This is a genomic window from Bdellovibrionota bacterium (genome assembly GCA_040386775.1).
Lineage (GTDB): Bacteria > Bdellovibrionota > Bdellovibrionia > Bdellovibrionales > JAEYZS01 > JAEYZS01.
On sequence record JAZKEU010000016.1, the window covers coordinates 1 to 13,790 of the forward strand.

At 38.1% G+C, this 13,790-nt stretch carries 16 protein-coding genes; 8 read left to right on the plus strand and 8 right to left on the minus strand.

Going from position 1 to position 13,790, the window contains the following annotated elements; translation table 11 throughout:
• The 6 genes from V4596_09425 to V4596_09450 all read right to left on the minus strand — a co-directional run.
• A partial coding sequence (locus V4596_09425) for a NifU N-terminal domain-containing protein (GenBank protein MES2769355.1) occupies positions 1-389 on the minus strand: 389 nt, incomplete at its 3' end.
• Between the two features lie 17 nt (positions 390-406).
• Positions 407-1,645, minus strand: coding sequence for a SufS family cysteine desulfurase (locus tag V4596_09430; protein MES2769356.1), 1,239 nt, complete (start codon positions 1,643-1,645; stop codon positions 407-409).
• Entirely contained in the window at positions 1,642-2,850 is a 1,209-nt protein-coding gene (gene sufD, locus V4596_09435) for a Fe-S cluster assembly protein SufD (GenBank protein ID MES2769357.1), read from the minus strand. Before sufD ends, V4596_09430 begins: the two co-directional genes overlap by 4 nt.
• Before the next feature lie 5 nt (positions 2,851-2,855).
• Positions 2,856-3,620, minus strand: a complete 765-nt coding sequence (gene sufC, locus V4596_09440) for a Fe-S cluster assembly ATPase SufC (protein ID MES2769358.1) — start codon at positions 3,618-3,620, stop codon at positions 2,856-2,858.
• 73 nt (positions 3,621-3,693) lie between these two features.
• Complete coding sequence (gene sufB, locus V4596_09445) at positions 3,694-5,136, minus strand: Fe-S cluster assembly protein SufB (GenBank protein ID MES2769359.1); 1,443 nt, start codon at positions 5,134-5,136, stop codon at positions 3,694-3,696.
• A gap of 2 nt (positions 5,137-5,138) precedes the next feature.
• Positions 5,139-5,606: an Rrf2 family transcriptional regulator gene (locus V4596_09450; GenBank protein MES2769360.1), complete on the minus strand. Its 468-nt coding sequence runs from the start codon at positions 5,604-5,606 to the stop codon at positions 5,139-5,141.
• Between the two features lie 247 nt (positions 5,607-5,853).
• Between V4596_09450 and V4596_09455 the strand changes: the two genes are divergently transcribed.
• From V4596_09455 to V4596_09480, 6 genes are all read left to right on the plus strand, one after another.
• Positions 5,854-6,747: a glycerophosphodiester phosphodiesterase gene (locus V4596_09455; GenBank protein ID MES2769361.1), complete on the plus strand. Its 894-nt coding sequence runs from the start codon at positions 5,854-5,856 to the stop codon at positions 6,745-6,747.
• 23 nt (positions 6,748-6,770) lie between these two features.
• Positions 6,771-7,481: a protein TolQ gene (tolQ, locus tag V4596_09460; GenBank protein ID MES2769362.1), complete on the plus strand. Its 711-nt coding sequence runs from the start codon at positions 6,771-6,773 to the stop codon at positions 7,479-7,481.
• Positions 7,482-7,492: 11 nt separating this feature from the next.
• Positions 7,493-7,918, plus strand: coding sequence for a protein TolR (tolR, locus tag V4596_09465; GenBank protein ID MES2769363.1), 426 nt, complete (start codon positions 7,493-7,495; stop codon positions 7,916-7,918).
• Between the two features lie 2 nt (positions 7,919-7,920).
• Positions 7,921-8,679 (plus strand): energy transducer TonB, encoded by a 759-nt coding sequence (locus V4596_09470; protein MES2769364.1) that lies wholly within the window; start codon positions 7,921-7,923, stop codon positions 8,677-8,679.
• Between the two features lie 43 nt (positions 8,680-8,722).
• On the plus strand, positions 8,723-10,111 hold the full coding sequence (locus V4596_09475; protein MES2769365.1) for a translocation protein TolB: 1,389 nt from the start codon (positions 8,723-8,725) through the stop codon (positions 10,109-10,111).
• 86 nt (positions 10,112-10,197) lie between these two features.
• Positions 10,198-10,869: a peptidylprolyl isomerase gene (locus V4596_09480; GenBank protein MES2769366.1), complete on the plus strand. Its 672-nt coding sequence runs from the start codon at positions 10,198-10,200 to the stop codon at positions 10,867-10,869.
• Between the two features lies 1 nt (position 10,870).
• On the opposite strand, the gene V4596_09485 is transcribed toward V4596_09480, so the two are convergent.
• Both V4596_09485 and V4596_09490 read right to left on the minus strand, forming a co-directional pair.
• Positions 10,871-11,620 (minus strand): flagellar motor protein MotB, encoded by a 750-nt coding sequence (locus V4596_09485; protein MES2769367.1) that lies wholly within the window; start codon positions 11,618-11,620, stop codon positions 10,871-10,873.
• Positions 11,620-12,381, minus strand: coding sequence for a flagellar motor protein (locus tag V4596_09490; GenBank protein ID MES2769368.1), 762 nt, complete (start codon positions 12,379-12,381; stop codon positions 11,620-11,622). The genes V4596_09485 and V4596_09490 overlap by 1 nt, the downstream gene beginning before the upstream one ends.
• Positions 12,382-12,599: 218 nt before the next feature.
• Here V4596_09490 and V4596_09495 point away from each other — a divergent pair, with 218 nt between their 5' ends.
• Positions 12,600-13,583, plus strand: a complete 984-nt coding sequence (locus V4596_09495) for an NAD-dependent epimerase/dehydratase family protein (protein MES2769369.1) — start codon at positions 12,600-12,602, stop codon at positions 13,581-13,583.
• A 15-nt stretch (positions 13,584-13,598) separates the two neighbouring features.
• Positions 13,599-13,790: hypothetical protein (locus V4596_09500; GenBank protein MES2769370.1), on the plus strand; the 192-nt coding region annotated here is incomplete at its 3' end.

Below are 13,790 nucleotides of genomic sequence, written 5' to 3' on the forward strand. Positions count from 1 at the left end.
TCACTCTGTAGTCCCGGCCTGACTGTACGGTCCAAGATCTCTTCAATTTTTTGAATATCAGGAGGAAGGTTTTCTCTGGATTTTTTCTTTTCTTTATCCAAATTGATATCTGGATTGTGAATGGGCATTCTTGTATGAAGTACAGATTTAACCATCTGAGATAAAGTATCCCACTCATCTTCGGATTGCGTGATAGTAATCATATTTTCAAAGAAATAGACTTGCACAACGTCAGGCAATGCCAAAAGATCTCTCGCCAGTGTGATATCGCCACACTGCTCTGGCGTACTGAAAGTCGCCCTCCCCTCGTTCATCACATTTTTATTCAAAATGAATTTTAATGATTTTGGGTTTGGCGTTTGTTGTGGGTATATTTGTATATCTGACACCTTGAAAGACCTCCGGATCAACCTTTTAAAATTTGAATTACTTTATTAAGTGATTTTACAAAAGAATCAATTTCTTCTTTTGTATTATAAATCGAAAACGAAATTCTAATCGTTCCAGGCACTTTTAAATTTCTCATCAATGGCTGGGTACAGTGATGGCCACAACGAACAGCGATTCCCTCTTGATCGAGCAAACTCCCAACATCGGTGTGATGCAATCCTTCAACTACAAAAGAAATGATCGGACCTTTTTTATTTAAATCAGAAAATACTTTTACTCCCGGAACATCTTTTAGAAGTTTATGGGCATAAGCTGTCAATTCTTGCTCATAGACAAAAATATCTCTCATCAAAAATTCAGAAATATAGTCTATGGCTGCTCCCAAGCCAATGACACCAGCAATATTTGGTGTACCTGCTTCAAATCTAAATGGAGCTTTAAGAAAAGTGGTTTTCTCAATTCGAACTTCATCAATCATTCCGCCTCCGCCGTCTATAGGTGGCATCATCTCTAGATATTTGGCCTTTCCATAAAGCACGCCCATACCTGTAGGACCAAATATTTTATGAGCGGAGAAAACATAGAAGTCACAATCAAGATCCTGTACACTGACGGCCTGATGAGCTACCGCTTGGGCCCCATCAACAACCACCACAGAATTATTTTTATGGGCAAGTTCCGTAAGCTCTTTAACCGGGAAAATAATACCTAAGGAATTAGAAACATGGGCAAAAGATACGATTTTTACTTTTGGAGTTAGTTTCTTTTTAAAATCTTCTAAATCCACACCTGCTTTTTCATCCACTTTAAATGAAGTGACCTTCGCTCCAATTTCTTCAGCTAGTAATTGCCATGGAACTATATTTGAATGGTGTTCAATTTCTGAAACAAGAATTTCATCTCCTGGTTTGCAAAATATTTTTCCAAAAGATCTCGCAACTAAATTTATTGAATCCGTAGTACCCTTAGTAAAAACAATTTCTGACTCATCTTTGGCATCTAAGAATTTTTGGATTTTTCTTCTAGAAGCTTCGAAATTATCTGTTGCTTGATCACTCAAAAAATGAAGCCCTCGGTGAACATTCGACGCTTCCATGAGGTAGTGATTATAAATTCTTTCGGCAACGACCTTAGGCTTTAAAGTTGTTGCCGCATTATCAAAATAAATTAAAGGCTTTCCATAAATTTTTTGTTCAAGTATAGGGAAATCTGCTCTTACTTTATCAATATTTTTCATAAATATTAGATCTTTCATAAGTAGTCTCTCAAGTAGTTTTTAATCCAAGGGCTTTTTAAATCTTCTAAAAGATCCAAAGCAAACCCTGCACATAGCATATCTAAAGCTTTTTCTGGAGAAATCGAGCGACTTTCTAAATAAAATTTTTCATCAGGGTTCAATTGCCCGATAGCCGCCCCGTGAGTGGCTTTCACATCGTCTGCAAAAACATCCAGCTGTGGCTTGGTATCCACATGACACTTTTGACCTAACATTAAATTTCTATTCACTTGATCGCTATCTGTTTTTTGTGCTTCTTTTTCAATGCGGATATTGCCTTGAAAAACATAATGAGACTGATCTCTCAAAATAGATTTAAAAGTTTGTCTGCTCGTGCTGCCCGGTGCCTTATGATGGACTTTAATAAAATTATCCATGCTCGCATCTTTTTCTAAAATAGCTATTCCTCTAAGATCGGTATTTGCACCCTCGCCATTCACCGCCACTTCCAAGTTTTGTCTTAGCAATTGAGATCCTTTACTTAACTGTATCAACTGACAAGAGCTTGAATTTGCCTGATCAATAAAGGTGTTATCAATATGTGAAGAAACAAAGCTTTCATCATAATGCTTAAGCGCCTTAAAAGAAGCCCTCTCTCCCACCGAAATCTGTAGAGAAGAGTTCAAAAGATATTCTGATGTAACAATAGAATATACTTCTACCAATTGCAGCGAAGACTCTTTCTTTATCTCTATATATACTCGAGGGTTAACGAAATTTGCACCCTGCTCGACATTGTATTTGATTACAATCGGCTCCCTCACCTCCACTCGCTCAGGAATTGAAATGAATAAACCATTCTCATAAAAAGCTGAATTCAATGCCAAGAATGAATCTTTTGAATCTAAAATTTTAATTTTCTTCTGTAACAAAGCCTCAGCATAAGTGGCCACTTCGAGCTTGTACGCAGAAAGACTTTGTTTGATCGCTTCGATATCAAAGTATCCATTCATGCAAGTGATTGTGATTTCATTATCTGTTTTATGCGCTGATGATTTTGTTTCAGCAGAAATAGCATAAGGCTTTGCCAAAAGTGGCTTAAGAGAAGTGTATTTCCATGCTTCGTCCGCTTTGGTCGGCAAACCCAATTGTTCAAAGCGAGCAAAGGACCTCTTGCGATCCCCTGTGGGATCGCTCAATTTTGTATTCTCAAATAAATTTTTAAATAATTCTATATTGCTCATTAAATTTAATTTACCTGTTCTTCAATCAACCAGTCATAGCCTTCTTTTTCTAACTTCAAAGCTAAACTCTTGTCGCCGGATTTAATTATTTTTCCTTTGTAAAGAACATGTACAAAGTCCGGAACGATATAGTCTAAAAGCCTTTGATAATGCGTTATCAAAACTACCGCATTCTGTTCATTCTTAAATTTGTTTACACCATTAGAAACAATCTTAAGCGCATCGATATCAAGACCCGAGTCTGTTTCATCCAATAGCGCAAGTCTTGGATTCAGAACCAACAATTGTAAAATTTCATTTTTCTTTTTTTCTCCTCCCGAAAATCCCTCGTTCACTGAGCGATCAAGGAAGGCAGGATTCATTTCTACAATCTCACATTTTTTTTCTACAAATTTTCTAAACGGCTCTTCACGCATCTCCTCAACTCCTTGATGCTTACAGATTTCATTGAATGAGGTATGTAGAAGATGAAAGTTTGTTACTCCCGGAACTTCAATTGGGTATTGGAATGCTAAAAAAATTCCCTCTCTTGCTCTCTCAAAAGCCTCAAGATCGTCTAAGTTCTTTTTTTTGAAATTCACTTCATACTGAATTTCACCTTCAGTGATATCATAATCAGGATGACCTGCGATGATCTTGGCCAGCGTACTTTTCCCTGATCCATTCGGACCCATGATCGCATGCACTTCACCCGGATTCACTTTTAAGTTCAATCCTTTGAGAATTTCATTATTTTCAATTTTTGCTTTTAAATTTTTTACTTCTAACATTCTTTACCTTTATTCATTTTACCTATATTCAAATTTTATAACGCAAACCTTTGGAAAAGGTGCGGCTCACCTTTTAGCCGACGCTGTTTTCTAGTTTCATTTCAATTAACTTCACAGCTTCGACTGAGAACTCCAGAGGTAACTGCTTAAATACATCTTTGCAAAATCCATTCACTAACATCGAAATGGATTTTTCTAAATCCAATCCTCTGCTTTGAAGATACAATAATTGATCCGCGCTGATCTTTGATGTTGAAGCCTCGTGTTCCAGCGTTGCAGTTTTATTGTGAACTTCGATATATGGGAACGTATGCGCTCCACAATTATTTTCCACTAACATAGAATCACATTGGGAGTAATTTCTTGCGTTTTCTGCCGAGGGCATAATCTTAACCAAGCCTCGATACACATTGCTGGATTGGTCTGCTGAAATTCCTTTAGAGATAATTGTACTCTTCGTATTCTTTCCAATATGAATCATCTTGGTTCCTGTATCGGCCTGCATCTTTCCGTTAGTTAAAGCCACAGAATAAAATGCACCCGTAGAATTATCTCCCTTAAGAATACAGCTGGGATACTTCCAGGTAATCGCAGATCCCGCCTCTACTTGCGTCCATGAAATCTTTGAATTTACACCTTGGCAAATTCCACGCTTCGTAACGAAGTTGTAGACTCCGCCCTTTCCATCTTTGTCGCCTGTATACCAGTTTTGAACTGTAGAATATTTAATTTCTGCATTATCAAGGGTGATCAATTCCACAACTGCTGCATGAAGCTGGTTAGAATCAAACTGAGGAGCAGTACATCCTTCAAGGTAATTCACGTAACTGCCTTCGTCTGCAATGATCAGTGTTCGTTCAAATTGACCTGTCTCTTTATTATTAATTCTAAAATATGTAGAAAGATCGAGCGGACATCGAACACCTTTAGGAATATAAACAAAAGATCCATCCGTGAAAACAGCGGCATTAAGAGCGGCGTAATAATTGTCTGTGAACGGAACCACTTTTCCAAAATATTTTTCTACAAGCTCAGGATGCTTTTGCAAAGCCTCCGAGATCGAGCAGAAAATCACTCCCACTTTTTCCAGTTCTTCTTTGTGTGTTGTGCCTACGGATACTGAATCAAAAACTGCATCTACTGCAACACCAGAAATTCTCTTTTGTTCCGAAAGCGGAATTCCTAATTTCTCAAATGTCTTTAGTAGCTCTGGATCAATTTGATCTAGAGACTGCACTCCTTCTTTCTTCTTTGGTGCTGAATAGTACCGAATATTTTGAAAATCAATTGGTGGATAATCAACGTGTGCCCAAGTTGGCTCCTTCATCGTGAGCCAATACTTGTAAGCTTTTAAACGATAATCCAACATAAACTGTGGTTCATTTTTTCTTTTCCAAATTTGGCGAATGACGTCTTCGCTCAAACCCTTAGGTAGTTCGTCCACCTCTATATCTGTGACAAAACCATATTTATAATCATTTTTTGCTGTGTATTTGTTATCCAATTTTTTTTCCAATTTTAAATCCTTTGAGCTTCAACATCGCTTGTCTCTTCAAGCTTCGATTCGAACTTCACGAGTGACGGATTGATAATTAAGTCAGAAATTTTAATTGTTTTATAAAACTCATTGATCTTGTCATTCAAAAGCGCAACAGGAGAGATGATGTTGCATGACTTTGCCATTTCGCAAGCATCGTTATCGTGGATGCATTTCACCAACGCAAGAGGCCCCTCAATCACTTCGATCAACTCATGAAAAGTAATGTCTTCAAGATTTTTCAAAAGATGATAGCCACCTTGAACACCTTGTATGGACTTTACAATTCCTGCTTGATTCAAAGTTTGTAGAACTCTCGAAACCACATCAAAGGGAGCTCCATACATGTTGCTAATTTCTTTTGCAGACGTGAGGTTACCGCTATTTTTCTGACTTAAAGCTTTTAACGAAATCAGAGCGTATTCTATTTTTCTACTTAGCTTAACCATTGGATTTTTCTCCAGATATTGAGACTTTGGCCATCGATTTCCAATGTATTCTCAATTCACTTTCAATTCGAAGATGTGCTTTGTTTTACAGAATGTTTTTATATAAGTCAATTTTAGTCTTATATATGTTTTTATCTCTAAATACCTATAATTATTTGATTTTTTATTCTTTGACTTAAAGTACTCCAGTAACTAACTATCATGTTTAGTCCGTTAACACCGTGTTTTACTCAAAAGGGGGCTCCATTTGAAAAAATTCATCCTGACTATCGTAAGCGTTTTAGGGATTTCCATCTGTGCCTGGGGCTTGCTCTTTATGTACGGACAAACGAAAGTTTTTTCTCTAAAAGAAACCAAATTTTTTAATCCTGAGATTGAAGTCATCGCTCATCGCGGAGGGGCAATCGAATCTCCTGAAAATACACTTTTTGCTTTTGAAAATGCGGTGACGGTTTCACCCAAAGTTATTTTGGAATTGGATATCCATTACACAAAAGATCAACAAATCGTAATTCATCATGATGACCTGTTAGAAAGAACAACGAATGGCACAGGCCTCCTTAAAAACCAAACTCTTGAGGAATTAAGAAAACTCGACGCAGCTTACAACTTTAAAGATGAAAACGGACAGCTCTCTATGAGAGGGAAAAATATCAAAATCCCAACGATAATTGAACTGTTTGATAAATATCCAGACACAAGAATGATCATTGAAATTAAGCCAAACGAAAGAGAACTTGCAAAAGATCTGTACGCCCTTGCTAAAAAGTATAACCGACTAGACAAAACAATCATGGGCAGTGAACACTCTAGAGTGGTTCAGTATTTAAGGACGTTGGATAAAAATATACTCACGACGGCAGCAAAAGATGAGGTTTTAAGAACTATAATGCTTCTCAATATCCATTTGCAAAGTTTTGATGCAATGAAAGCCGATGCCTATTGTATTCCAGAATCATCCTCTGGAATTCAAGTGCTCTCACATGGTTTGTTAGAAGAAATTAACAGAAGACACAAAAAAGCTTACATTTGGACTATCAACGACACAGAAGACATGAAACGTCTTATTAAAGAAAATGTCCACGGAATCATAACGGATCGTCCCAAAGCTTTAAGCACGCTACTTATTCCGCTAAACTAATTTTTCTATAGGAGATCCAAAAAATGAATTCTACTGTTAATACCGGCGCATGGCACGCAATCATCTCTGCCAGCATCGTCGTACAACTTACGCTTCTGCTACTTATCATTATGTCGGTGGTGTGTTGGGCAATTATTTTTCAAAAGAAAAAACAATTCTCTGAACTAGAAAGAGCAGACGACGAATTCCTAGATGTTTTCTGGAAAGCCAATTCACTTGATGAGGTCTACGACGACGTTGAAAAATACGGCGCAAGTCCTGTGGCACAATCATTCAAAGCTGGATTCAAGGAACTTCAAAGATTAGCAGACTCAGATCTTGCACAAAAAATTCCAGGCGGCGAAGCCACTCCAAAATTGGCTGGTCTGGATAATATTTCTAGAGCGCTAAGGAAAAGTTCAGATTTAGAAATTTCAAGTTTTGAAAGCAGACTCAGTATGCTTGCAACAACGGGGAGCACAGGTCCTTTCATTGGTCTCTTTGGTACAGTTTGGGGAATCATGGGATCTTTCCAAAAAATCGGCGCAACTGGGATGGCAAACCTTGCGGTTGTGGCTCCAGGTATTTCTGAAGCTTTGATTGCCACAGCGATTGGTTTGGCGACGGCAATTCCTGCGGTTGTTGCTTATAACCATTTTTTAACAAAAATTAAAAAACGTGAGTTGGAACTTTCTAATTTTAATTCTGATTTCTTGAATATCGTAAAAAGAAACTTCTTTAAAGATCATCACTAAAAGGAAAATCAATGGCATTTGCACAATCCGATGGTGGAGAAAAAAAATCAAGAGTTGCCTTAAGCGAAATCAACGTTACGCCTCTCGTGGACGTGATGTTGGTTCTCTTGATCATCTTTATGGTAACGGCTCCAATGATGCAGCAGGGATTCGAGGTGGACCTACCAGAGGCTTCCGCGGCTGGCGTAAGTGTGAGTGAAGATCCGCTACTTCTTGTGATTCAAAAGAACAGAAAAATTTATTTAGGCTCAGCACAAATTCCAATGGATAATTTGAGTCAAAAAATTTCTGCCATCATGGAAACTAGAAAAAATAAACAAGTGAACATCCAGGCTGACAAGACTGTAGACTACGGCGTTGTTGCTGAAGCCATGGGAGAACTAAAGTTTGCCGGCATTAACAGCATTGGCCTCATTACTCTACCAAAAAGTGAGTAACTATGATTGAGAAATATCAAAATTTAGAACCAGACATTAAGAAAATGGTTTTTATGTCGCTTGCATTTCATGCCGCGATTTTTTTGGTATTCACTGTGAAAACTGCATTCTTTCCTTCAGACATTCCAAAGTACGAGCCTGCCATTCGCGTGGATCTCGTTGGCCTGCCAGATAAAAGGAATCCTGATAAACCAGTGACAGCTCCCGCTCCAACTCCGGCGCCAGAACCTGTAAAGGAAGAACAAAAAAAACCAGAAGAAAAGACTCCCCCAAAAGAACCCGAGAAAAAAGCGACGACACCAACAAAGACTTCAACAACTTCACAGAACGCAGCTCTCAACAAGCTCAAAAGTCTATCCGCCATAGAAAAATTAAAAGCCATGAAAGAAGATAAACCCGCAGTCGAAACAAAACCTCAAGCTGAAGTGATCAAAGGAAACACGCTCTCCGTAGGAACAGCTCTCAAAGGGTTAAATAAATTGGAGTTTGATCAATATATCGGATCTTTGGATGCACACGTCAAAAATAATTGGTCACTCCCTGAGTGGATGCTGACTCAAGGTTTAAAAGCCGAAGTATCAATAAAAATAGACAAATCAGGTCAAATTATTGAAAGAAAATTAACAAAAAAATCTGGCAACTCAGAATTTGATGAACGCGTAATGGCAGCACTAGAAAAATCCAATCCCTTCCCTGCCCCTCCTGAGAAGTTCGTGGATCTTGTAGGAATTCAGGGCATTACATTTGCATTCCCCGAGTAAATTGAATAGAATTTTACCAAAGCTCGATCAACAGGGGATATCCATGAAATTATTTATTCAATTTGCTGTTCTGTTTATATTTTTTGCAGCTGTTCAAATTCATGCGCAAGAAAAAAATCAAACTATCTACATTAAAGTTGGTGATGCAAAAGTAAGAAAGAGTTTAATGGCTCTTCCTCCTTTCCAATTTCAGGGAACTCCTGCCACAAATCCAAACTTTAGATCCATCGGGCAAGAGCTTTACAACGTATTCTATAACGATCTAGATGTGAGCGCTTATTTTCAATTCATCAACCAAAAAGCATTTTTAGAAGACACTCAAAAGGTAGGACTAAAACCAGCGCCGGGAGATCCAAATGGATTTAACTTTGAAAATTGGAATAAAATTGGCACGGAGTTTTTAGTTCGCGCTGCGTACAGAATTCAAGGTAAAGAACTCTATTTAGAAACTTATGTATACCATGTTACACAAGTGAAAGTCATTTTAGCAAAAACTTACAAAGGCACCACTAACGATGCCCGTCTGATTGCACATACATTTGCTAACGATTTGATCTTTGCCCTCACCGGGAAGAAGGGATACTTCACCTCTAAAATTGTAGTTTCTACGGATCGCGGTGGTGGAAAATCTAAAGAAGTTTATGTAATGGACTGGGACAGTGCCGATGCTCAGAGAATTACTTTCACCAGAAATATTTCTATCTCTCCAAACTGGTCACCGGATGGAAATACGATTGTTTATACAACATACACTTACCATAAAAACGCGAAGCTTGTGAATACAGACTTACTAAGTTACGACCTGAAAACCAAAAAGCGCTTCTTACTTTCGTGGAAACAAGGGATTAACTCTGGCGCATCATTTTCTCCGGATGGAAAATATGTTTATCTAACAAATTCAAACAACGACAATCATGATATTTTCAGAATTGATTCTGATGGGAAAAATAGAATTCAAATCACAAAGAGTAGACTCGGACAACTGAATGTCGAACCTTCCGTAAGTCCCGATGGAACAAAAGTTGCCTATTCTTCTGATCGCGATGGAAAACCAATGATCTATACCATGAATGCAGATGGAAGCAACGTGAAGAGAGTAACATTTGCTGGAAATTACAACTCATCCCCTTCTTGGTCACCGGATGGGAAGAAAATCGTATTCTCCGGTCAAGATGGAAAACATTTTGATATTTTCACCATGAATGCAGACGGGACAGGTCTTGAAAGATTAACTTCTGCAAACAAGAAAGACGGAAGACCTGCCACAAATGAATTTCCAAATTTCTCTCCTGATGGAAGACAAGTAATGTTTGTAAGCAATCGCACAGGCAATAACCAAATCTTTGTGATCAATGTCGATGGAACAAATGAGAGACGACTCACTTTTGATCAATACAATTACTACTCGCCTAAGTGGTTGTGGAAAAATTAATCTAAATTTAAATTGCGAGAATCATCTCGCGAAATCTTACTGGAAATTCAAAAACGAATTCTCAGTGTGACCGAAGGAGTATGTTTATGTTAAAAGGACTTTCAAAAATTGCTATGATTTACGCAAGCGCGGCAGTTCTGCTCGGAGTGACTGCAATTGCACAATCTAGTAAAATAGAAGAAAAAGCAAAAAATGCTGAGGCCGCAAAGCCCGCAGAGAAAAAAGGAGATAATAAAATGTCTGAAGTGTACGCAGTATTTGATACAAGCATGGGAAAATTTAAAGCAAAACTTTTTGCTGATAAGGCTCCAGAAACAGTAAAAAACTTTACCGACCTTGCTGAAGGTAAAAGCGATAAAGTAGATTCAAAATACAAAGGCAAGAAATTTTTTGATAATACAAAATTCCACAGAGTTATCCCCTCATTCATGATTCAAGGTGGAGATCCACTCGGAAATGGAACTGGTGGACCAGGATATACTTTCAAAGACGAATTTGCTCCAGGATTGAAACACGATAAAGTTGGACTTCTTTCAATGGCAAACCGTGGTCCAGGACCCAATGGAGCAGGAACCAATGGTAGTCAATTCTTTGTCACCGTTGAGAAGACTCCATGGTTAGACGGAAAACATGCAATTTTTGGTGAAGTTGTAGAAGGCTACGACATAGTTGAGAAAATTTCTAAGTCACCAAAAGATTCAGGTGATAAGCCAACTACAGATATCGTAGTTAAATCTGTAACGATCGAAAGAAAATAATCTAGATAGTTGTAATCAAAATTTCGATTCGGCGGTTCTTCGCACGATTTTCCGCCGAATTATTCTGCACCAAAGGCTTTTGATCCGCATAAGATGCGACCGACAATAAATCACTCGGAACTTTATGCCTTTTAATAAGGTATCTCACAATGGTGGATGCTCTGGCACCTGCCAACTCCCAATTACTCGGAAATGCATCGCTTGCAATGACCTCGTCATCTGTATGACCCTCTACGATCATTCTACGCTCGGCCAATTTTAAAATATCTCCGACTTTATCTAGTCTCTTAAGTGCATCGGGAAGAATTTTTGCAGAACCCGCCGGAAAGAGTTGAGCCGCGGTGAGCGTGATTCTCACGCCGTGTTCATCATCGTAAATATCTAATCCCGCTTCTTTGATTTGCTCTTCTGTCATTTTGCTATAGATCAATTGCCAGAGAGCGTCCCTTAATTCTTTTCTTGAAGCCTTAGGATCTTGAAAAACTTTTATTGGAACATCAATTGGAGATCCATCCTTCATATGGGATGGAAATGGATCACTGAGAATTCCATCTCTTGATCCACTCGAAGAGAACATGCCCATGGCTTGTTTAAATGACTTTTCAAACTTCGCCTGCTTTTCGTTATCAGATTGCGAAGTCGCATACATCACTACAAAGAATGCAAAGAGAAGCGTGATAAAATCAGCATAGGAAATTAACCAGCGCTCGTTATTTTCTTGTTCGTCTTTTCTTTTTCTTCTGGCCGCCATTATTTTTTCTCTATTTCTTCAGTCAAGAAGGGTCTCAATTGTTCTTCAATAATGTAGGGGTTGTATCCACTCACCACGCTGAGCGCTCCTGTAAGAATCATTTCCTTTAATTTCACTTCTTCTTGGACAATTCTTTTTAGCTTATTGGCAATGGGAATAAAAAGTAAGTTGGCCGATCCGACTCCATATAACGTTGCAACGAAAGCCACCGCAATACCTGCACCCAATTTAGATGTATCAGTCAAATTTCCCATAACGTGAATTAAGCCCAGTACGGCTCCGATGATTCCAATGGTTGGTGCAAATCCACCCGCGTCCATAAATAGTTTAGCACCTGACAATTGTTTTTCTTCTTCTTGTTTGATTTCATCTAAGAATACTTTTTTAATAACTTTTGGGTCTACACCATCAACCACGAATCTAAATACCGAAGACATAAAAGGATGACTAAAAGAATCTAATCTTTTTTCTATTTGTAGAATGGATTCTTTTCTTGCAAGAACTGCGCATTGATTAATTTCTCCATAAACTTTCCCGGGTAGCTTTTCGTACGAGTCATCAAATAATTTTTTAAAAAGAGAAGTTGCAAGCTTTAAATCTTGCTTTGTACTTCCCACTAAAACTGCTCCGAAGGTTCCACCAAAGACGATAAGGGCTGCTGATCCCTGAACGATTGCGCCGATATTTCCTTCATCGATTACAAATCCTAAAATAATCCCCGCAAATGCTAGAGCAATTCCTATTACGACTCGCATGTCCATGATGTTGACCTCTCCTGATGTGCCGGTTTCACTAGTTACTGGGGTAACTAGTATTCAGGAAATATTTTCTCATAACTTTGTAGTTATCATTCGTGAATCATTGGTGAAAACATCAAGATTTAGACTTTTGTCCGCTCATAGCAAAATACAGTCTAGTCTCAATACAGTTTGCGTAAGCATACAAATAAGGATACTTTAATTTTTGTAAGGAATTTAGAATGAAAGTTTTAGTCACTGGTGCAACGGGCTTCGTTGGACAAAATTTAGTTAACTATTTATTGGAACAAGGTCTAGATGTCAGAGTGCTCATCAGAGATCCTTCGAAAGCCACTTCTTTTTCAAAAAAAATAGAAATCGTTAAAGGCGATGTCACAAATCTCGACAGCCTTATTCAAGCTACAAAAGATATCGAAAGTGTTTTTCACTTGGCTGGAGTCATTGGCTACACCAAAACTCAAAGAAAAGAAATGGACCGAGTGAACATTGGTGGAACAGAAAATGTAATTCAAGCTGTTGAAAAAAATAAAGTAAAAAAACTGCTGCACTTTAGTTCAGTCGTAGCTATTGGTGCAAGCTTTGACAAAAAACCTCTCAACGAAGAAAGCCCCTACAATGTTCATCACCTAGATCTTGGATACTTCGAAACAAAACACGAAGCAGAAAAAAAAGTAAAAGCAGCTTTTGATCAAGGTCGCATCGATACAGTGATTGTCAATCCAAGTACTATTTACGGTTATGGAGATGCTACGAAAGGCTCTCGAGGATTTCAAATCAAAGTTGCTCAAGGCAAAATCCCTGTCTATCCTCCGGGCGGTGTGAATGTGATTTCAATCGAAGACATTTGCGAAGCAACTTTGAAAGCACTACATATTGGTAGATCAGGGGAAAGGTATATTCTTTCGGGAGAGAATTTACTCTTGAAAGAAGTTTTTGAAATCATTGCCAAGGAAGCCAATGTGGAACCACCAAAAATTCCACTCGGTAAATCTGTGCTTATGGCTATCGGAAAAACTGGAGATCTCCTCGAAAAAATTGGCAAAAAAGGTCCTATGAATAGCGAAAATGCATGGACCTCTAGTCTTTATCATTGGTTTGACAACTCCAAGGCAAAAAGAGAATTGCAGTTAAATCCTAAGCCTGCTAAATTTGCTATTCACAATAGCGTTCAGTGGATGAAAGATCACAAGTTAATCAAATCTTAAATTGGTAGTGTATATATGGGAAAAATTTTTAGCATATTTTTATTGATACTAATTATTTCAGGATTGTATTCCTATGCCACACTTCCCAAAACTTCTACTTTAGAAACTTGTTTCAAAACAAGCATGCACGGAGTGGATCTCTGTCCAAAATCCAGTAAATATGCAAAGCTTTCGCAAATTTCTCCACACATCAGAAATGCCATCATC